The 20,717-nt window shown below is 53.2% G+C and carries 21 protein-coding genes; 6 read left to right on the top strand and 15 right to left on the bottom strand.

Translation table 11 applies throughout. The annotated features are described in order from the left end of the window. Position 1 precedes the first annotated feature (1 nt). Entirely contained in the window at positions 2-1,585 is a 1,584-nt protein-coding gene (locus WFP70_RS25240; protein WP_337024771.1) for a cyclic peptide export ABC transporter, read from the top strand. On the opposite strand, the gene WFP70_RS25235 is transcribed toward WFP70_RS25240, so the two are convergent. The 5 genes from WFP70_RS25235 to WFP70_RS25215 all read right to left on the bottom strand — a co-directional run bounded on the left by WFP70_RS25235 (position 1,575) and on the right by WFP70_RS25215 (position 4,869). After that, positions 1,575-2,270, bottom strand: coding sequence for a DJ-1/PfpI family protein (locus WFP70_RS25235; RefSeq protein ID WP_337024770.1), 696 nt, complete (start codon positions 2,268-2,270; stop codon positions 1,575-1,577). The two genes, WFP70_RS25240 and WFP70_RS25235, sit on opposite strands and share 11 nt — an antisense overlap. 66 nt (positions 2,271-2,336) lie before the next feature. After that, positions 2,337-3,305, bottom strand: coding sequence for a magnesium/cobalt transporter CorA (gene corA, locus WFP70_RS25230; protein WP_045816797.1), 969 nt, complete (start codon positions 3,303-3,305; stop codon positions 2,337-2,339). 34 nt (positions 3,306-3,339) lie between these two features. Further along, the gene (locus WFP70_RS25225) at positions 3,340-3,810 is read right to left on the bottom strand and encodes a GNAT family N-acetyltransferase (protein WP_160866964.1); all 471 of its coding nucleotides are present in this window, start codon (positions 3,808-3,810) and stop codon (positions 3,340-3,342) included. A gap of 74 nt (positions 3,811-3,884) precedes the next feature. Next, positions 3,885-4,205, bottom strand: coding sequence for an AzlD domain-containing protein (locus tag WFP70_RS25220; protein ID WP_337024769.1), 321 nt, complete (start codon positions 4,203-4,205; stop codon positions 3,885-3,887). Continuing rightward, positions 4,195-4,869: an AzlC family ABC transporter permease gene (locus WFP70_RS25215; RefSeq protein WP_097117625.1), complete on the bottom strand. Its 675-nt coding sequence runs from the start codon at positions 4,867-4,869 to the stop codon at positions 4,195-4,197. The genes WFP70_RS25220 and WFP70_RS25215 overlap by 11 nt, the downstream gene beginning before the upstream one ends. 102 nt (positions 4,870-4,971) lie before the next feature. On the opposite strand from WFP70_RS25215, the gene WFP70_RS25210 reads away from it, so the two are divergent. Together WFP70_RS25210 and WFP70_RS25205 are read left to right on the top strand one after the other, a co-directional pair. Then, the gene (locus tag WFP70_RS25210) at positions 4,972-5,520 is read left to right on the top strand and encodes a helix-turn-helix domain-containing protein (protein WP_045831923.1); all 549 of its coding nucleotides are present in this window, start codon (positions 4,972-4,974) and stop codon (positions 5,518-5,520) included. A gap of 88 nt (positions 5,521-5,608) precedes the next feature. After that, entirely contained in the window at positions 5,609-6,130 is a 522-nt protein-coding gene (locus tag WFP70_RS25205; RefSeq protein WP_160834529.1) for a GNAT family N-acetyltransferase, read from the top strand. Here WFP70_RS25205 and WFP70_RS25200 read toward each other — a convergent pair. Genes WFP70_RS25200 through WFP70_RS25185 form a run of 4 tightly spaced genes read right to left on the bottom strand, consistent with a single transcriptional unit; the run spans position 6,127 to position 10,764 of the window. Further along, positions 6,127-7,527, bottom strand: a complete 1,401-nt coding sequence (locus WFP70_RS25200) for an ABC transporter ATP-binding protein (protein WP_337024768.1) — start codon at positions 7,525-7,527, stop codon at positions 6,127-6,129. The genes WFP70_RS25205 and WFP70_RS25200 overlap by 4 nt on opposite strands. Next, positions 7,524-8,306 (bottom strand): ABC transporter permease, encoded by a 783-nt coding sequence (locus WFP70_RS25195; protein WP_337024767.1) that lies wholly within the window; start codon positions 8,304-8,306, stop codon positions 7,524-7,526. Before WFP70_RS25195 ends, WFP70_RS25200 begins: the two co-directional genes overlap by 4 nt. Then, complete coding sequence (locus tag WFP70_RS25190) at positions 8,303-9,238, bottom strand: ABC transporter permease (RefSeq protein ID WP_337024766.1); 936 nt, start codon at positions 9,236-9,238, stop codon at positions 8,303-8,305. The genes WFP70_RS25195 and WFP70_RS25190 overlap by 4 nt, the downstream gene beginning before the upstream one ends. After that, a complete protein-coding gene (locus tag WFP70_RS25185; RefSeq protein ID WP_337024765.1) occupies positions 9,238-10,764 on the bottom strand; it encodes an ABC transporter substrate-binding protein in 1,527 nt (508 codons plus the stop codon). The genes WFP70_RS25190 and WFP70_RS25185 overlap by 1 nt, the downstream gene beginning before the upstream one ends. Before the next feature lie 191 nt (positions 10,765-10,955). Between WFP70_RS25185 and WFP70_RS25180 the strand changes: the two genes are divergently transcribed. Next, positions 10,956-11,141 carry a tautomerase family protein gene (locus tag WFP70_RS25180; RefSeq protein ID WP_034822328.1) on the top strand — a complete coding sequence of 62 codons (186 nt, stop codon included), beginning with the start codon at positions 10,956-10,958 and terminating at the stop codon, positions 11,139-11,141. Between the two features lie 42 nt (positions 11,142-11,183). On the opposite strand, the gene WFP70_RS25175 is transcribed toward WFP70_RS25180, so the two are convergent. Beyond that, positions 11,184-11,501 (bottom strand): helix-turn-helix domain-containing protein, encoded by a 318-nt coding sequence (locus WFP70_RS25175; RefSeq protein ID WP_097117631.1) that lies wholly within the window; start codon positions 11,499-11,501, stop codon positions 11,184-11,186. Next, positions 11,494-11,883: a type II toxin-antitoxin system RelE/ParE family toxin gene (locus WFP70_RS25170; RefSeq protein ID WP_058960458.1), complete on the bottom strand. Its 390-nt coding sequence runs from the start codon at positions 11,881-11,883 to the stop codon at positions 11,494-11,496. Before WFP70_RS25170 ends, WFP70_RS25175 begins: the two co-directional genes overlap by 8 nt. Before the next feature lie 198 nt (positions 11,884-12,081). On the opposite strand from WFP70_RS25170, the gene WFP70_RS25165 reads away from it, so the two are divergent. After that, the gene (locus tag WFP70_RS25165; protein ID WP_337024764.1) at positions 12,082-12,822 is read left to right on the top strand and encodes a GntR family transcriptional regulator; all 741 of its coding nucleotides are present in this window, start codon (positions 12,082-12,084) and stop codon (positions 12,820-12,822) included. On the opposite strand, the gene WFP70_RS25160 is transcribed toward WFP70_RS25165, so the two are convergent. From WFP70_RS25160 to WFP70_RS25145, 4 genes are all read right to left on the bottom strand, one after another. After that, on the bottom strand, positions 12,809-13,789 hold the full coding sequence (locus WFP70_RS25160; RefSeq protein ID WP_337024763.1) for a PfkB family carbohydrate kinase: 981 nt from the start codon (positions 13,787-13,789) through the stop codon (positions 12,809-12,811). The two genes, WFP70_RS25165 and WFP70_RS25160, sit on opposite strands and share 14 nt — an antisense overlap. Continuing rightward, positions 13,776-14,804 carry an ADP-ribosylglycohydrolase family protein gene (locus WFP70_RS25155; protein WP_337024790.1) on the bottom strand — a complete coding sequence of 343 codons (1,029 nt, stop codon included), beginning with the start codon at positions 14,802-14,804 and terminating at the stop codon, positions 13,776-13,778. Before WFP70_RS25155 ends, WFP70_RS25160 begins: the two co-directional genes overlap by 14 nt. Before the next feature lie 11 nt (positions 14,805-14,815). Next, positions 14,816-16,090 carry a nucleoside permease gene (locus WFP70_RS25150; RefSeq protein ID WP_097117635.1) on the bottom strand — a complete coding sequence of 425 codons (1,275 nt, stop codon included), beginning with the start codon at positions 16,088-16,090 and terminating at the stop codon, positions 14,816-14,818. 171 nt (positions 16,091-16,261) lie between these two features. Continuing rightward, entirely contained in the window at positions 16,262-17,638 is a 1,377-nt protein-coding gene (locus WFP70_RS25145) for an aldehyde dehydrogenase family protein (protein ID WP_337024762.1), read from the bottom strand. 479 nt (positions 17,639-18,117) lie between these two features. On the opposite strand from WFP70_RS25145, the gene WFP70_RS25140 reads away from it, so the two are divergent. Further along, a complete protein-coding gene (locus WFP70_RS25140; RefSeq protein WP_034822338.1) occupies positions 18,118-19,047 on the top strand; it encodes a RepB family plasmid replication initiator protein in 930 nt (309 codons plus the stop codon). Positions 19,048-20,717: the final 1,670 nt, after the last annotated feature.

Here is a 20,717-nt window from a genome sequence, read left to right as displayed (position 1 = left end):
GGTGTCGATTTATTTGATGTTACTGCGCACCACCGGTGTGCTGTTTTTTGTCGCGCTGGCCTGCAGCGTGATCGGTGGCTTGAGCAATGCGGCGCTGCTGGCACTCATCAATCAGGGATTGAGCGCCACGGAGGCACTGCGCTGGCAACTGGCGTGGCAGTTCGCCCTGCTGGCGTTGCTGATGCTGGGCACGCGCACTCTGAGTCAGTCCCTGTTTATGGCAATGGGTCAGCGCTGCAAAGCCGAGTTGCGCCGCAAGCTGGTCCAGCAGGTAGCGGATGCCGGTTATGCCGATCTTGAACAGCACGGCATGCCGCGTGCCCTTAGCGTTTTGACGCAGGACCTCGACCAGGTGGTGGTGTTCTTTATTGCCTTGCCGGGTTTTGTCATGTCGCTGGCGGTGATTATCGGCTGCATGGGCTATCTCGGTTATCTGTCGCTGACCGTGATGATGATTGCGCTTATCACAGTGTTGATAGGCTCACTCGGCTACAGTGGCGTGCATCGGCGCGCCTTACAACTGATGCGCCAGTCACGTCAGCGTGAAGAGACGCTGACTGGTGAGGTGAGCGCGCTGTTCAGCGGCGCGAAAGAACTGCGCTTACACGCCCCGCGCAAACAGGCGTTTTTGCATAACAAACTTTTCAATACCATCGAGCAGGTGCGCGTGGAACGTACGCGCGGTTACGTGCTGTATGCTCTGGCCAACATTTGGGCCAGCGTCTTCTTTTTTGCTTTTATTGGCGTGGTGATGTTTTTACTCGCCAACATGCTGGATTTACACGGCGCGGTGATGTCTGGTTTCGCGATGGTGTTTCTTTATATGATCGTGCCGATTGAGACAGCGCTCGCCGCCCTGCCCGGCCTGACACTCACGCAGGTTGCACTCAAACGCATTCAAGCCATGCAGCAGCAGCTGCCACCTGAGCAAACAACCTTTGGTGCACCGCCGCTCAGTTTCCATCAGCTGGCACTGCGCGACATCACCTATCAGCATGAGGCATTTCAGCTCGGCCCACTCTCATTGCAGTTTCGTCCCGGTGAGTTGGTGTATCTGACGGGCGGCAACGGTAGCGGTAAAACCACGCTGGCTCGACTGCTTACCGGCTTATATCAGGCGGATAGTGGTCAACTGCTGCTGGACGGTGAAGTCATCAATGAGAGCAACCGCGCCGGTTATCGTCAGCTGTTTTCTGCCGTGTTTAATGATTTTCATCTGTTTGAGGATTTGCAAGGCATCGACAGCACACGCTGGAATGACGAAGCGCACGCCCTGCTGGATGCCCTGCAATTAACCCGAAAAGTCACGCTGGTGGAGGGCACTTTCTCGACGCTGGCGCTCTCCACCGGACAGCGTAAGCGCCTGGCGCTGCTGGTGGCATGGCTGGAAGACCGCCCGTTCTATCTGTTTGATGAATGGGCAGCCGATCAGGATCCGACGTTTCGCGAGGTGTTTTACCACCAACTGCTCCCCGGGCTGAAAGCACGAGGGAAAACCGTTCTGGTGATCACCCATGACGATCGCTATTTCCACCTCGCCGATCGCTGTTTGAAGCTGGAGCTGGGCCAGTTAGTTAGCGCTTGAGCCTGGCGGCGGCAGCTTGTGTGGCCTCGCGGCGGCGAGCAATAAAGTCATGCATCTGGTTTTGCGCCTGCGCCAGTCGTTCCGGCGAGGCGCTGCGTGGTGAACCTGCATGAAACGGTGGCGCGGGATCGTATTCCATCTGCAGCTGAATGTTTTCCGCCACGTCGCGGCCAAACAGTTCTTCTGCCACAGTGAGTGCAAAATCGATACCCGACGTCACACCCGCGCCGGTAATCCGATTACCATCGCGCACCACACGTTCAGCTACCGGCGTGGCACCCAGCAGGCTGAGCTGATCCAATGACCCCCAATGCGAAGTGGCACGATATCCCTGCAACAAACCGGCTGCCCCCAGCACCAGTGAACCGGTACATACCGATGTCACCCATTGGGCTTGTTCGGCCTTTTGCCGCACAAAATCCAGCGTCTCTTCATCCTCCATCAGCGCAATTTGTCCCGGGCCACCGGGAATGCAGATTAGATCGAGGGGCGGACACTCAGAAAACGTTGTCGTCGGCACGATGGCTAAACCACGATCGGACATCACCGGTTGCCGATCCTTCCAGATGAGATAATTGTTCACGCCGGGCATGCGAGCAAAGACTTCCCACGGGCCAGTGAGATCGAGTTGAGTGAGATGAGGGAACAGTAGCAGACCAATATTGAACGGCGAAGAGGCGGCCATGATAGGCTCCGATAAGGGGTCAGAGCGTTATCATGGCCTTAGAAATATCTATATTGCAAAGTAGATTTACAACCAGCCTGCTTTTTTCAGTCGTGACCACATCACACCACAAATCGCCAGCGTCACCACCAGTACCGCGGGATAGCCAAAGTGGGTTTTGAGTTCAGGCATATCAGAGAAGTTCATGCCGTACATACTGAAGACAATGGTCGGGACGATCAGCACGGCACCCCAGCCAGCGAGCTTTTTATTCACTTCGCTCTGCTGAACCGACACCAGTGCCAGATTGACCTGCATCGCGCTGGTGAGCATTTCACGCATGTCCTCGGCATCGATCATCACGTGATGAGCATGATCCTGAACGTCACGCAGGTAGGCACGCAGGTTCTTCGGAATAATGTCTTCGTGAAAACGCGCCAGCTGGGCGCAAATTTCAGTCACCGGCATCGCGGCATTGCGCAGCGCCAGCAGTTCGCGCCGCAGATGATAGACATCCTCCAGCGTTTTGCTGTCAAAGCGGGTGGTAAACATGCCCTCTTCCAGCGTACCGATACGTTCACTGAGTGATTCGGTGATTTTGCTGTAGTGGTCAACGATAAAATCGAGGATGCAGTAAAACGCGTAACCCGGTCCCTGACACAACATGGTGTGGTTTTTTTCTGCCCTGGCGCGAATCGCCGCATAGCCTTCCGATGAACCATGGCGGACGGTGATCAGGAAGTTTTTACCGAGGAAAAAGTGGGTTTCACCAAAGCTGATGCGCTGCTGATCGTCGAGATGTGCCGTTTTCACCACGATAAATACCGACTCACCATATTGCTCAATCTTCGGGCGCTGATGGGCCACCAGCGCATCCTCAATCGCTAGCTCATGCAGGCCAAACTCTTCCTGCAACGTCTGCATAAAAGCCGGTTCAGGCTGATTCAAACCCAGCCAGATAAACGCACTTTCGTCTTTGAGTACTTCGCTGATGTCGGCGACATCGACATGCTCTTCACGTTTGCCGTGGCGATAAGCCACACAGTTAATCACCATTTTGGCGCTGTCCATGTTGTTTTCACTTACTCAATCATAGTGTCAGTATCATTTCGACGCAGGGGAGATCGGCTTTGGCCAGAGCGGAAGGATACAAGGCTTCACGCACGGTGCTAAAGCCATGGCGCAGATAGAAACCGCTGGCATTGGGTGTTGCGGCCAGGGTCAACTGCCGAAAACCGCGCTGGCGGGCTTCCGCGATAATCGCGTTCATAATGGCGCTGGCATAGCCTTTGCCGTTGCACGCTGGCAGGGTAAATATCGCTTCCACACTGCCGCTTTTGAGATCGAGAAAGCCCGTAGCGGCAGCGCCCAACTCAGGATCGTCGATCACGTAGAAAGGATTGCCCTTAATCGCCTCAAAGTAACCTGACGGCAACGCGTCAGGCGTCCATGCGGCAATCACTTCAGGCGGATAAACTGACTGGCAGCCATCGCGAATCGCGAGATTGCGAATACGCCACAAGTTGGCGGCTTCATGGGGAAGCGCTAAGCGCGGTGTCATGGATTCTTCTCTGTGCGATGAATACGGAAGTCCCACAGTAGCAAAACCCTTGCCGCAAGTTTGTTCTTTTTGGCTTAAGGCACCCCAAAATAACGCAGCAATGCCGTCATCACGGCCGCGCCAACAATCACTAAAATCAATGGCGTACGGCGCCAGGCGAGAAACACGGCAAACAACACGCCCGCTATCCGCGCGACACCTGCAAAGTGGCTGCCTTCAAATAGTGCGGTGGTGACGGCAACCGCCAGTAACAGCACCGTTGCAGCATCCGAGAGCATATTGCGCACCGATTCCGGCATCGGCATACGGCTTCCCAGTCGGTAACCCGCGAAGCGCATCACATAAGTGCCGACGGCGAGCAGCGCGATCCCGGCAATCACGAGGTTATTGTGCATTTTTGCGCTCCCGCCAGCTTAATAAGCCCAACAATGAAAACAATACTGGCATTCCCGCCGGAACAAACGGCGTGGCGAGTACTGACAATGCCGTACCGAGCGTGGCCGGAATCCGCGTGCGACGTTGACGCAAAGCGGGAAATATCAGCGCGATCAAGATGGCAGGGAAAACCGCATCGAGACCAATCGCCGAGACATCGGGAATGAAGCGCCCGATAAATGCGCCGCACACCACACTGAGTGGCCAGATAGCAAAAATCCCTAAACCACACACCCAGTATGCGGCGCGTCGCTGGGAAAGCGTCTTTTGCGAAATGCCAAACACCACGCTTTCGTCATTCATGATATGGCAACCCAGCAAACTGCGTCCGCCCTGGCCGACCAGATCTTTCACTGCAATACCAAAGGGCAAGTGCCGCGCGTTGACCAGCAAACCCGCCGCCGCTGCTGTTAATGGGCTGCCACCACCGGCCACAATGCCGATGAACAGAAACTCGGATGCGCCTGCCAGCACCATCGTCGAAAGCGCGATGGGCACCCACAGTGGAAAACCATCCGCCGCCGCCAGCGAACCGTAAGAGAGCCCGACAATACCGTCGGCCAGACAAACCAGGAAAATCGCTTTTAATACGCCGCGATCAAGCGGAACTGCACCCAGACGCACCACAATTTGATCTCATATCGAACAGGAAAGCCGTTATAATGAACCCACCTGAATTGTTTTACAAGATGAACAAAACGTTCGATATAAAGAACAGGAGTAATTGTGACACCACCGATCGATCTTATCTCTGCTGGATTAGTGCGCGAACGCCAGCGTGCCGGGCTCTCGTTAACCGAAGTCGCCCGCCGCGCTGGCATTGCGAAATCCACGCTTTCACAACTGGAAGCGGGCAATGGCAATCCCAGCATTGAGACGTTATGGTCACTGTGCGTGGCGCTCAATATTCCGTTCGCCCGCCTGATGGAGCCGGAAGTGAAGCGTTTGCAGGTGATCCGTCGTGGTGAGGGCATGATGGTGTCGGCTGAACTCGCGGATTACCAGGCCGCGCTACTGGCCAGCTGTCCGCCGGGCGGACGTCGTGATTTATATCTGATCACCAGCCAGCCGGGCGCACCGCGCGCCTCTCATCCGCATCCGCCCGGTTCCGTAGAACACATCATTATTGCGCAGGGTCGCGCACTTGTTGGGCCTACCGATGCCCCGGTCGAACTTCATCCCGGTGACTACATCTGCTACCCCGCCGACGAACCGCACATCTTCGAAGCGCTGGAAGCGAATACCATGGCGGTGCAGCTGTCGGAGCAAAATTAGTCATAATAATTTCCTATGTTCAAACCCGATGATTGGCGCGTGACACAGTGGCATCCTGTGTTTTTCGCTAGCCGATTATCAGGAACATATGGATATTATTCCCGCCCGACCCCATCACGCCGCTGCCATTCAGAAAATCTATGCGTGGCACGTCCTCCACGGCACCGCCACCTTTGAAACCGAACCGCCCAGCGAAAGCGAAATGCTCAACCGCGTCAAAGATGTGCAGCAGCGCGGAGGCTTCTGGCTGGTGGCGCAAGAGGATGAACAGGTATTGGGTTATTGTTATCTGGCACCTTATCGACCGCGCTATGCCTATCGCTTCACGCTGGAAGATTCGATTTATCTCGATCATGAACAGACCGGGCGTGGCGTCGGGCGGGCGTTATTGCAAAAAGCGATTGCGCTGGCAGAAGCAGCAGGCTTTCGCCAGATCATCGCCATCGTGGGAGATAGCGCCAATCAGGGTTCGCTGGGATTACACCGGGCGCTCGGCTTCGAGCACACCGGTGTGATGAAATCGGTGGGATTCAAACATGGCCGCTGGCTCGACACCGTCGTGATGCAGCGCTCACTGGGTGTCGGTGATAGCCAGCCGCCAGAACGTTAAGCCGCCTGCATCGCAATCACGCGATCTGTCCCCTTCTCCAGCAGTTCGCGATCGTGGCTCACCAGCAGCACGCCGCACTGCAGCTGACGCGACATCTGCGTTATCAGCTGCAGAGTTTGCTGCTGTACCAGCGGATCGAGTCGCGATGTAGGCTCATCGGCGAACAGGAAAACCGGCTCAAGCAGCATGACGCGTAACAGAGAGAAGCGCTGTAACTCGCCGCCCGAGAGCGAATCGGGGCAGCGCGTGAGTAATGAAGGATCTAACGCTAATTGCTCCATTAGCGAGTCGCGTTTTGACCTTTCAATGCGATGACGACGCAGCACCTCCTCCAGGCTTTGTGACAGTGTGCGCGTGGGGGGAAACAATGCCGAGGGATCCTGATAGATCTTCTGATACTTCAGCGCGCTCGCCGCGACGTGACGTGTAATGCTGCCCTGCTGTGGCGCGAGTAATCCCAGCAATACGTCGCCAAAGCTGCTTTTTCCACTGCCGCTGGCGCCATGTAAGCCGACAATTTCCCCAGCATGCAGGGTGAAATTTTCTGGTACACCCAACGTATTTCCGCCGCGCTGCAGTTTTAATCCTTGCGCACTTACCACGGGTTTGCTGCGGATCACCGTGCTTTGCCGTTGCGGCCAGGCAACGGGATCGGCGGCCAGCAATTCACGCGTATAACCCTGCCGCGGGGTGTATAACACTTGCTGCGCTGCGCCTTGCTCGATCACTTTGCCCTTATGCATGACGATAACGTCTCCGCCCAACTGACGCGCCAGCGCAATATCGTGCGTGATGGTCATTAAAGTCCCACCTTCAGCCACTTCACGACCCAGCAAAGTAGCAATGTCATCGCGTCGGGACACATCCAAACCCTTAGTCGGTTCATCTGCTATCAAAATCTCCGCACCGCCCGCGCGCGCCGCCGCAAATGCCGCACGCTGCGCCATGCCACCGGACAGTTGCCACGGGAATTTTTGTGCCGCTGCCTGTAAGCCCAGTTGCGCAAGGTCATCCTGCGCAGCCGCCTCGCTTCGCGGCGCGGAATGCCCTCGAATATAGCGATAGCCTTCCGCGACCTGCTGCTGAACCGCCATGGTGGGATCGAGCGCCAGCCAGGGTTCTTGTGGCAGCGAGGCCATAGTCCTTCCCCACAAGCTGCGTAACGCATCACGATCCTGCGGTAACTGATAGCGTTGACCGTTGATGATCAGGGTTCCGCTGGCCTGAAGTGTCTCCGGCAAAATTCCCATTACCGCCTGCGCCAACAGGCTTTTTCCGGAGCCAGTCTCACCCAATAAAGTGAGCGGTTGGCCAGGTTGCAGGTGGAAATCAACCGGCTCCACCAGCGTGGCTTCTGCTGTTGCGATGGTTATGCCGATGGCCTGTAATCCTTTCATGCACGCTCCTTTTTCATCATCAGGTTAAGGCTAATCAGCAATAAAAACAGTGCGACCACAGGCTGTAGCAGCAACCAGGGGGCTTCCCAGGCAAAGGGCAGCAGTTCGGTCATCATCAAGCCCAATTCCGGTGTCGGTGGACGGACACCGACGCTGATAAATCCCAGTGCCGATACCGCCATGATGGCGCTGCTAAACGAGAACAGTGCAACGGTAAGCAGTACAGGTGCGAGTGCCGGCCAAAGGTGACGATGAAAGCGGTAGATCGCGTTAAAACCCAGCAGTTTCGACGCCTGCATACCCGGCGAATGCACAATCGGACGTAAGGTGGCGCGTGTCACACGGAAGAATTCCACCCACAGCACCAACGAAATGCCTAACCACAGCATCTCCGGTGAGTCCGGGGCAATCGCCGCCAGTAACAGCACCAGCAGCAGGCCGGGCAGCGCGAGGCACATATCCCCCAGCATGCTGACCACACGGTCGAGCACTCCACCATAAAGCGCGCTGAGTACGCCAGCCAGCACACCGACCAGCATCGCACTGATCACACACAGTGCAGCCAGACCCAGTGACAGGCGCAGCGCCGCACTCAGGCGCGGCAGCATGTCACGTCCCAGGTGATCAAAACCTAACAGATTGGCCTGGCTGGGCGGCTGCAATATGTTGAGCAGTTCTTGTTGCAGAGGATCACCATGATGAAACAGAGGCAGTAAAAAGGCGTAGCTCAGTAGCAGAGCTAGCAGCAGTAAACCGACATGACGTGAAGTTAATTTCATGGGCGCGTCCCTCGCGGATCAAGCAGATGGCAACCTGCATCTACCAGCATATTTAGCAGGACAAACAGCAGGCCGAGCGTCATGGCACTGGCCTGAATTACTGGCACATCGCGGGCGAAAATGGCATGAACCAACGCATGCCCAATGCCCGGCCAGGCAAACAACGTTTCCACTACCACCACGCCTTCCACCAGCCAGACAAACTGCATGCCGAACCACGTGAGTACCGGTGTTCCCAGATTGCGTAAACCATGACGACGCAGCAAAGTGACGGTCGCCAGACCTTTTTGCTCCCCCCATTGGTAATAACCCGCGTTCACTACCTGCCAGGTGGCTTCGCGCACCACACGCACGCCCACCGCGCTTAGCGACAAGGCCAGCGTCAAAGCGGGTAACAGGAAATGACGCAGCTCACCGTGTCCCGCACTCGGCAGCCAGTCGAGTTGCAGCGCGAACAGCACGATCAGCAGCATACCCAGTGCAAAATGCGGCACAGACTTAAGCATAGATGTCAGCCAAAACAGCAGCCGATCCAGTTTGCCATTGGCATGGCAACCGGCCCAGATACCCAACGGCAGCGTGATAATGATTGCCAGTAGCAATGAAACACCGGCTAACGCCAGCGTCTGACTCAGTTGCCAACGCAGTTCATCCATCACCGGTTCGCCGGAAACCAGCGAGCGACCAAAGTTGAATTGCAGCAGATCGAATAGCCAGTGCAGTAAGGCGCTGCCTTGATCGGGTGCGCCACTTAACTCCTGCTGCACGCGCGCGACGGCATCCGCATCAACCCGATCATAGCCGTAACGACCGCTGGCAATGCGCCACGCCATATCGCCCGGCAGCGACCGGACCAAAAACCAGGTGAGTAATCCCACCGAGAGCACGACAAAAAATGCCTGCATCAGCCGCCAGCAAAGTTGTTTGATCATCACGGCTCCCAACGCAGTTGGCGCAGGCCAAAGTGACGCTCAAACGGATCGAGCGCGACGTTTTGCAACTGACTGTTGATCGCTGCTGATTGTTGATACCAGGCGATTGGAATCACCGGGAGATCCTGTTGCAGTGCCGAAGTGATGAGTGTTCGAGCTTTGGCACGCGCGGAGGCATCGGTGGATTGCGTCAGGGTATGCAGTGCGCCACTGAATCCTGTCGGATGCCAGTTCATCGCCCCCCAATCGCCACCCTTCTCGGCATAATCCTGCAACAAGGTGCCGGTTGGATCGGGCGTGAGTGCAAAGTTGCGTGAGAACAGCGCCAGTTGCAGTTTCCCGCTGTGGTGCTGGGCAGGAATTTCGCTGGCATTGGTTGAGTTGATCTTCACTTCAATACCGATTTTGCGCAGTTGCTGCTGGATAACCATCGCCATCAACGGCAGTTCAGGGCGATCCGGGAAGGTCAGCAGCGTCAGGCTGAATCGCTGGCCGTTGCGGGTCAGCACACCATCTGATCCCGGTTGCCAGCCGGCTTTCTGCAACAGCGTGACCGCCGAATCGGGCTGATAGGAGAGTGGAGGCAGCGCCGCGTTGTGCCACTCGCCCATGTTCGGCGGGAACAACTGGCTGGCAGCACCCGGATAGCGCAACACCGCCATCGCTAACGCATTACGATCAATGGCCATGCTGATCGCTTCACGCACCGGCTGTTCCGCTAACAGCGGATCGCCCAGATTGAGCTTCAGCATAAGCGTGCGCGGCACGGGGATTGCGGGAAGTTGCAGCGCAGGTTTGCGTGCCAGACGCTGACGGCTGGCGGCATCAAGATTGAACACATAATCCGCATCACCACTTTCCGCGAGCAGCGCGCGGGTCTCTGCCCGGCCAGAAGAGAGATAGCTGGCTGCGGCGATGTATGGTTTTTCTCCCCAGTACCCTTCAAAGCGTTTTACCGCTAACGACTGCGGCGGCTGAAAGGCGGTCAGCATAAACGGCCCGGAGCCGATGATGCGCGTGATGTTGCCCTGTGCATCCCAGCTGGATAACGCCAGAATTTGCGAGCGACTTTCCGCCAGGACGGAAAGCAGAGGTGTGAAAGGCTCGCGCAGCGTGATGGTCACCACCTGCCCTTCTCCGCTGATCTCAGTGATCGGTGTTTTATCCAGTAATCCCGCTTTACTCCGCGCAGTATTGAGTGATTTCACTACCGCTGCCGCATCCAGTGGCGAACCATCATGGAAATGCACGTTATCGCGCAGCTGTAATTGCCAGCGCAAACCGTTTTCCGAGACCTGCCAACTCTTCGCCAAAGCCGGGATCGGTTCACCGCGTTGGTTCACTTCCACCAGCGTTTCCACCACATCCATGCGCAGAAGGATGTCACCGGAAAGCGCCGGATCGGCACCTTTAATTTCAAACGGAGCGGCAATGCGCACCGTGTTTTCCTGATGCTGCGCCGCGAATGAGGCGCACGAAGCCAGGCCGAGCGCCGTGGCGATCAGCAATTTTTTCATTGATTTCATTATGGTTTCCGAAAAATACCGCTACAAAAATCCCAGAGAAATTATGTTATAACATAACAATACACATTTAAACACAGATCGCCTGCGGGGATAAACGGTTTGCGCGGGTGTTTATGACAAATTGACACTGCATGCTCGGGCATGACTGGGTTATGCTGAAACCGAATCTGAACCCTCAAGGAGAAACGGAAATGCCAGAAATCGTTGTCTATGCTGCGGAAGGCCGCACGGTTGAGCAGAAGAAGAAGTTGCTGAAAGCGGTGACTGCCGCAGTCGCGGACTCGTTTGAGATTGACGCCAATTCGGTGACGGTCTCAATCATTGAAACGCCTAAGCATCATAAATCTAAAGGCGGCGTGCCGTTTGATGAGCGGTGATAGGTTATTTGATGCATAAAAGCCCAACAGGGCTTTTATGTTTTATAGAATGAAAACCGCTGGGCCTTTGTCTTCAATGGTGTTGAGGATACGCAAAGCCGCTTTATTGGGTTTACTCTCGTTACGTTCCCACTTTGAAACACTCTCAACTGACATGCCTGTAGTCATTGCCAGCGCCGCCTGCGACATCTTCCATCTTAAGCGTACCGCTTTAATCTCAATCCCAGACATAGCGCGTACTGGAGGGATATTACGAGCTTCGATCGCCGCACTGATTTCCGCAACCGTCTCGCCCTGAACAACGCCCAATTGGTTATAGCGCTGCGCCATATCGTGGATTTTCTTTAAGCGTTCAGTCATCACAAGTTACCTCGATTAGTTCTTTTAACTTAATCAACTCCCGGACCTTCTCATCTGACATCGCAATAAAATCCCGAGCGATACGGCAATAAGCATCAATTTCATCATCTTCAAGTTCTTTGCCTTTCTTCTTTGATAGCTGACTTTTCAAGTACATATCAAAGAAATAAATGTTGTTGCCATAATTGAAGAAAACAATGCTACGCGCGCCGTCAGATGCCCCCACACCAGGCAACCCGAGTCGTTTTTTGAACGTGTAACGTCCTAATGGGTCTCCATGTAATCCCGCAAAAATCGACTTTGCAGCTTTACACAAGATTTTATCATTGATGCGTGCATTACATCTCTCTTCCTGAAATTCTGGCGTCAGGTAAATGCCCATTTACCCCTCCTTGCCTTAAAATATCCGTAAGCGTGACTATAGTCTTCGTTACGGGTTAGGTCAAATTACAAGCGAAAGGATTGGTTGAATCTAAGCGCTAATAACCGCAATAACATGTGGTTAAAGTCGCTACGCGAACGGTGAAAATTCAGTATCATATCTCACCCCTGGCTAACCCAATTGAGTGCTCAGCCCGCTATGACTGAACAGAATCCGCTTTTTTCGCGGCTTACCACCACACTGGCTGAAGAGAGCCGTACGCCGTTGTACAAGCGCTTTGCCGCCGCCATCAAAGAGGCGGTGCGTGATGGCATCCTGGTGCATGAAGAGATCCTGCCCGGTGAGCGAGAATTCAGCCAGTCGCTCAGCATCTCGCGTATTACGGTGCGTAAAGCGATGGATGAGCTGGAAAAAGAGGGGGTGGTGTTTCGTTCACGCGGTTACGGTACACAGATTTGCAGCCAGTTTGAGTATTCGCTGAAAGAGTCCAAAGGTTTATCGCAGCAGGCGGTTTTACGCGGTAAAAAACCTGACACGGTGTGGATCAATAAGAGCAAAATTCAGTGCAGTGCGGAGATCGGTGAAAAACTGGGATTAAGCAAAGGTAGCGAAGTCTACTTGCTGAAGCGTATTCGTTATGTCGATCAGCAAGCGGTGTCAGTTGAAGAATCCTGGGTGCCGGCACACTTTATTGCAGATGCCGATGACATTGGAATTTCTTTGTATGATTACTTTAACAAGCAACAGATTTTGCCGGCTAAGTCCCAAAGCAGAGTGAGTGCACGCATGCCTGACGAAGCGCTCCAGCAGCAGATTGCCCTGCCCGCCAATGTCCCTGTGTTAGTGATTAAACAGCTGGCACTTGACGCGCAAGGCAATCCTTTGGAGTACAGCATCAGCTACTGCCGCAGCGACATGTACGTGTTTATTGCTGAGTAAGTCTTTGCTGCCAATAGCTCTGCAGCGTGGCGCGATCGGGTGCACAATCACCACCGCGTTGCGACACCACATAAGACGCCACGGCATTACCCAATGCCACACTTTCCGCCAGCGACCAACCTGACGCGAGGCCGGCTAACACTCCCCCCGCATGGCTGTCACCGGCGCCAATCGTATCGACTACTTGCGTTGCCAGAGCAGGGATCCAACCCTGCGATTCCGCATCGATATAACCTGCGCCATCACTGTCTAAACGCACCACCAGCGCAGCGCCAAAGTGTTGTTGCCATTGAGCCATTAACTGACGGGCATCAAAAGCTTCATGCTGCTTTAAACGTTCCTGCCACAGTAATTCCGCTTCCTGCCTGTTCACTGTAATCAGTGGTTTTAGCGCCATGATACGGACAAATTGATTCTCACCGATGTCAGCCAAACGCGGACCGAAATCCACCAGCAATTGATAGTTATGCGCCTGGTGTTCGAGCCAGTCGATCAGCACATCGCCGCTTTTGCTGGTCAGTTGATAGCCAGACAAGTAGATCCAACGCTGCGCGGGTTGTGGCAATGTGCCCAGCAGTTCGGCATCCCACAGATTTTCGACACCGCTAACCGACAGAAAAGTGCGCTCACCATCCGGCTCCACCAGTGCCAGACACCAGCCATTGTCTCCTTTACTGGTTTCCAGCACGCTGTGAATGCCGTATTCCATCAGCTTCTGCCGCACAATACTGGCCCAAATGCCGTTACCCAGCGGCAGCGCGTTGATGGATGGGATGCCCAACCGATGCAACGCGATCGCTACATTCAACGCACAACCGCCCACGTTGACGCCCTGCTGGTGGAGTTCAATATCACTTCCCCGATGCGGTAACGAATAGGCATCGGCAATCACGTCCACCACAGCGGCACCAATCACGCACACCGGCAGACGTCCTTCCAGCCGGTTCAGGTCATCAGGCGTCAGCATAAACGGCCTCACGCTGCTGACGGAAACGCATGAATGCGTTGCTATAGCGAGTGAAATCCAGCGCGTTGGCAGCATCCAGTTCGGCTTTTAGCTGTGAATCAATCCCATCAATGCCATGCAGCGCTCCGCAAATGGCCACCGCCATCGCGCCGATGGTATCGGTATCGCCACCCAGATTGGCACAAAGAATAGCGCAGCGATTCGGATCGGTGTTGGCCAGCTCAACCATTGCAATAGCAGCTGGAACCGATTCGATGGTGGCCGTCCCGGTCCCCACCAAATCATAAATCTGCTGCATCGTTGACTCCACACCTCTGCCCTGCGCCACAACGCTCAGTCCCAACTCAACACGCGCGGCCATGGACGCGCTAAAGGTCGTGACGCGTTTTTCCTGCGCAGCGCGTGCAATCGCAGGCAGTTCATCGCGGATGGATGTCCAGCTTGCGCCGTCAATGGCACGTGAGACGGCCCAGGCAATCACCGTTGCCCCCGCGATGGCGACATCTGATTTATGCGTAGGACTGGATGCCAGTGCGACGGCGTCAATAAAGGCGTCCAGATCTTTGGCTGGCAACAGACAACCAAGCGGAGAAACACGCATCGCCGCGCCATTGGTCATGCCGTTGTTCTCCAGTTGCGCCACTGGCGTTCCCATTTTCAGTGCATTCAGGGCTATTTTGGATGTGGGTCCCAATACGTTTTTGTTGAAGGCATCAAACTCCTCTGCCCAGCGCAGGATATTGGCCCCGATGGTCTCAGCGTTGATATCGCCATCATGCGTGACTATCGCATCTGCCAAAGCCAGCGCCATCGACGTATCGTCAGTAAATGCCGCGCGGCCAAAATAACAGGCGGCATTGTTTTCAGCAGGCCCCGGCAGAAAACCATCAATCCAGCCAAAATGCTGCTTAACGCGACTGCGCGGCCACAATTCCGATGGCATGCCCATCGCATCGCCCAGTGCCTGACCATAGAAAGCGCCTAAAATCCGTTTTTCCTGGAGTGTCATTGTCATCATTACATCTCTTATTTATGGCTATCAGCGGTGGCTGATTGCTCGAAAGCAGTTAATTCTTCACTGCGTTTTTTGCCATCGCGGAACAGCACAATGAAGGCAATGGTGATAATGATGATCATTACGCTGCCAAACATCCACATGCCCGCCCAGTTGAATGTTTGGCCATTGCGTGGCTGGTCGTAAGCGAACATCTCCTGCATCAAATATCCGCCGAGACGATAACCCAGCAAGCTGCCAATCCCCTGGCATGCGAGCGTGATCAGGCCCTGTGCTGCGTTGCGCATCGCGACCGGTGCTTTTTTATCAACGTAGATGTAAGCCGTGATGAAGTAGAAGTCATAGCTGACGCCGTGCAGCAGAATGCCCATAAACAACAGGCCAATCGTCAGGGCATTTTGATCGCCGCCGAACACAAAGAATATGTAGCGTAGCGCTGCGGTGGTTAAGCCAAGCAGCAACACTTTGCCGATGCCAAAGCGCTTGATAAAGAATGGCAGTGCCAGCAGGAAGAAGATCTCCGATACCTGACCCAGCGTCATCCAACCGGTGGCGTGTGGCAGGCCCACCTCCGTCAGGTAGCCTTCGGCAAAGATGTAGTAAAACGCCAGCGGCATGCTGAACAGGAATGAGCAGACGAAGAACACCAGGAAACTGCGATCTTTCAGGAGATGCAGCGCATCCAGCCCCAATGCCACACGCAGGCTGAATTTGCCGGTGCTTTTCGGCTCAGTTGCCGGCAGCATTAGCGAAAAGATCCCCAATACCAGTGAACTGGCAGCTGTGATCAGCAGCGGCACATTGCTGGCTGAAATGTCGCCATAGCCCATCAGCGGCGGGAGGAAACCACAGGCAATGCCTGACGCAATCCACCCTAAAGTGCCCATGACCCGCACGCGTGGATAATCGCGTTCGACATCTTTGACATGCGAGAAAGCAATACTGTTAGTCAGCGCAATGGTCGGCATGTAAGTGAGCGCATACAACAGCAGCAGTGGGAAGAAACCACTAAAGTGCGTCTGCTGTGCCGCGAAATACATCAGAATGGAACCGACGATCATCAGCAGCGATAACACTTTCTGCGCCTGGAAGAAGCGGTCTGCCAACGATCCAACGAGGATCGGCGACAGGATGGCGGCAATCGAAGTGCAGGCATAGCACCAGGCAATCTCAACCGGCGAAAAGCCGTTTTTGCTGAGGAAAGCCCAGAGCGGCACAAACCATGCCCCCCAGATAAACCACTCGAGAAACATCATGAAGGATAATTTTGGGATTGTTGTTTTCATTAAAATAGGACTCCCCGGTGTAGGTGAGGCCAATCTAACACCACTAACAATACCTTTGTAATACCATTAGCGGATTCTTTGAGCTACTCCACAACAATTTTAACCGAGGATTAACAGTAAGGCAGGAGATAGAGCGAGGAATAAGGGCGTGCAGTGCACGCCCTAAAAGTCTTAACGACGGTTTTTCCAGACGGTCTGGATATTACAGAATTCGTGAACGCCAAAACTGGAAAGTTCACGACCATAGCCGCTCTTCTTCACGCCACCAATCGCCACGCGGGGATCGGAAGCACCGTTGCCATTGATGAACACGGCGCCGGTTTCCAGTTTCTCTGCCAGCTCATTGGCTATCGCTTCATTACCGCTCCACACGGTAGCGCTCAAACCAAATTCGCTGTTATTCGCCAGCTCTAAAGCATGCTGTGCATTGCGTGCCACGGTAATCGCTGCCACGGGGCCAAAGATCTCCTGCTGGAAGGCGATCATGTCGGGTGTCACGTCAGCCAGGATCGTTGGGGCATAGTAGTTGCCAACGCCATCGATCTTATGACCACCAATAACCAGGCGCGCCCCCTGTTTCAGGGTCTGCTGTACTTGCTGATCCAATTCATCAAGCAGGTCATAACGCGCCATTGGACCGATATAAGTTTCTTCGCTCAGAGGATCACCGATCTTTAATGCTTGCACAGCAGCGCTAAAACGCGCCTCAAACGCTTCTGCGACACTTTCTTCAATGATGAACCGTTTGGCTGCCATACAGACCTGTCCGGTGTTCTGGTAACGTCCAGTGACCGCTGAAGCTACTGCGGCATCCAGATCGGCATCTGCCAGAACAATAAAAGGATCTGCGCCGCCGAGTTCCAGCACGGTTTTTTTCAATACGGCACCGGCTTGTGCCGCAATAGCACCGCCCGCTCGCACACTTCCTGTCACCGCAACAGCAGCGATACGCGGATCCTTGATTGCGGCCGAAACGCCATCGTTATCCACGTTAATCACGGTGAAGCCACCTTTTGGCAGATCGGTCGCATCAAACAGTTCTGTCATCAGATTGGCTGCACCCATTACGCTTGGCGCGTGTTTGAGCACATACGTGTTGCCTGCCAGCAACATGCTGACTGCACCGCGCAGCACCTGCCAGTAAGGAAAGTTCCACGGCATTACCGCAAGAATCACGCCTAATGGACGAAACGATTGCCAGGCTTGCTGATTTTCTACCAGCGTAGGCTTATCAGCCAGCATCGCTGGGCCCTGTTCTGCATACCAGTCACAGAGATTTGCACATTTAAGGACTTCAGCACGAGCCTGTGCAATGGGTTTACCCATCTCAAGGGTTGCCATGGTAGCGAGTTGATCCTGACGCTGGCGGATCTGTTCTGCTAACTGGCGTAACACGATGACGCGCTGAGCCATGCTGGTGGCTCGCCATTGTGCAAAAGCATCCGCGCTGGTCTGCAACGCAGCTTCGAGTTCAGCGGCATTCTGCAATGGATAGGATGCGATGATTTCGCCAGTGGTAGGGTTACGTGAAATAACGTTGTCAGTCATAAGATGCCTTCGTCATGAGTTGTAGGGGATGAATATGAGTTTCACCTTACGCTCGGTGAAGATTGATGAAAAATGAATAATAATGAGGAAGTTGTTCTCTTCTGATGAAAGAAGCGGATCTTCTTCACAGAGAATTAATGTTTTTCGCCATTGGTGGGAGCAATCTTACTGACCTGCATTTTCTGACAGTTTTTGATGTTAGAAGCTGATTCTTCATAGGGTTATGCAGTTATACAGTGAATAGATCTTAAAGAAAGATCATAGAGAGATCTTAAAGAGATCCTAAGAGATCCCCGATCGCTGCAAGCCGCACCCCACAAGGCCTGAGAAGGTGATCGCGTTCACTATAATCAGAAAAACGTTCACTACAATCAGCATAATATTCACTATAGACTGTAGAATGTTCACTATAAACAGTGTTAATGTTCACTGTAATCAGAAATCGATCCTTTTCATCCACAGAATGAAGATCTCAGGCTATGGCAGATAAAGAGAGTGAAAACAAAGCGTTACTAGAACCTTTTCTGTCGGTGACAAAAAACAGCGGTGAGGTTATCCAGCTTCATCCTAATAAAAATAACACCGTACAACCGGTCGCGTTGATGCGCCTGGGTCTGTTCGTTCCGACACTAAAGTCTACTGCGCGTGGGAAATCGGGCGCGATGGCTTCAACGGACGCCACCAAAGAGCTCAAGAACCTTTCGTTAGTTAAAGCGGAAGGCTATGAAAAGATTACCATTACTGGCGCAAGGCTGGACATGGATAATGATTTCAAAACCTGGGCTGGCATCATTCAGTCTTTTTCGCGTTATCCCTCAAAGGGCGACACCGTGACGCTGCCGTTTATTGATTTCGTGAAAATGTGCGGGATCCCTTCGGCAAACTCATCAGCGGCCTTACGTAAGCGTTTAGATGCCTCTTTACGACGCATCGCAACCAATACGTTGTCCTTTGAAGGTAATGGCAAAGCGTATCATACCCACCTTGTGCAGTCGGCGTATTACGATCGTGAAAAGGATCTGGTGCGCATTCAGGCCGATCCCAAACTGTTTGAGCTGTATAACTTTGACCATAAAGTCTTGCTGCAGCTGCGTGCTATTTCACGGCTCAAACGTAAGGAATCGGCTCAGGCGTTATATACCTACCTGGAAAGCTTGCCAACCAATCCTGCACCGATATCGCTGGCGCGTCTGCGCATGCGTTTAAACTTAGGCTCTAAGACGACCACGCAAAACCACGTGGTTCGACGCGCGATGGAGCAGCTTAAGGAGATTGGTTACCTCGACTATTCAGAGGTGAAGCGTGGACGTTCTGTGTTCTTCATTATCCATAGCAGAACGCCGAAGCTGGACGGTATCAGCAATCTGGAGAGCATTGATTCCCTTGATGATATTGAGTTTGAAGACTGATTTTTCACGTTCACTGTAATCAGCACCCTTCCCTTGAGTGTGTCACTTAATCGCCAAAAGTGACACACTTCTTCTCCGCACTGTTCACTGTAATCAGCATCCCTTCATTCATTCACTGTAATCAGTAACGTTCACTGTAAACAGTATTGAGCGACACGTTAGTCTTACATCCTCCTGCAGAGTTATCAGATTCGACGAATCATTGGGTTTAATTGTGATAGTGAGTACTTACTAGGTGGGTTTTCAACACTCGATCGCCCTCTTTTGCAGCGGGTTTGCTGATTACAGTGAACATCAGCCATAGCGTATTTGGTTGCTGATTACAGTGAATGGTGGTGATGTAGTGAAAACAGATTATAGTGAATGATTAAATTTAACTGTTTGAATATTCTAGGTAATATTTAATTGTTGGCATTCATTCACTGTAATCAGCTTATTGTCTGTACAAATAAACAGTAAAAGTGACAGGGTTGGTCACCTTCACTGATTACAGTGAATTTTTCCCTTTATTGCAGATTGCAGTGAACGTTATGCCAGTGCGGTCGGGAATGGATTTAAGGCCTCAATCGTGCGCGTCACGCTGTCACTGATTACAGTGAATGCTCTGCAGCCCTTCCCTCTTCCGAAACATTTTTATACCTGACCGTTGTGGCCACAGAAGATCGCTTTACTGATTACAGTGAACGTAAATAACTTTGCCAGCGAGGAGCAATTACTGATTACAGTGAATGTTACAACCAGGGATTTGGGAGGTAGGAAAAAACGGTCTTCACCTGTTTTGCTGATTACAGTGAACGTTGGAGTTCAAAGACAAACATTCCGTTTCTGGTTGATCCGGCAATGGGTGCATGTAATAGCCACCGGTTAAAACGGACACTTCACCAGTAAGAGCAGCTAAAATGCTCTTCTCTCTTCTCTCTTCTCTCTTCTCTCTTCTCTCTTCTCTTTAATAGGTCATTTGCCATCGGTCATACCCCACCAGGCATGCCTCTTCAGTCGTTCATTCTCTGGCCATTGCTTATCTTCAATATCGCCAGTAGAGCATGGTGTACCGGTCAGGACCCGCCAGTTATAGCTTACCCGCTATCGCGTACTTGCAATGCTCAACGCTGAGCATCTACCCGTTTTCACTCACGTACAGGCAGTCATTAGCCACCGATGATTTAGCTTCACTCACTCACTCACTCACTCACTCACTCACTCACTCACTCACTCACTCACTCACTCACTCACTCACTCACTCACTCACTCACTCACTCACTCACTCACTCACTCACTCATAACAAACCCGCATTCGCGAACCACGAATCACAACTGAAAACGCAAATTGGGTTACTGATTACAGTGAATGTTGACAGCCATTTTAGCCCGTATTTACATCCCTGACTCCTGACTCCTGACTCCTGACTCCTGACTCCTGACTCCTGACTCCTGACTCCTGACTCCTTTACTGATTACAGTGAACGTTCTCACTTACGCCCTACCCTTTCCGCCGATTATGGCGAATCCATTTAAGACAAAACTGCTGATTATAGTGAACGCTAAGCTGAGAGAACGATTTGGAGTTGCCCCCGCTAAAACGGACACGGTTAATTTATAGCCAGCAGCGAACTTCTGTATTCCCTTGGTGACTGCATTTTCAGCCCTTTATGGGGATGCCAGTTATTGTA

It is taken from the genome of Pantoea sp. USMM079 (assembly GCF_037153115.1).
GTDB lineage: Bacteria > Pseudomonadota > Gammaproteobacteria > Enterobacterales > Enterobacteriaceae > Pantoea > Pantoea communis.
This window is presented reverse-complemented; position numbering and strand designations above follow the sequence as displayed.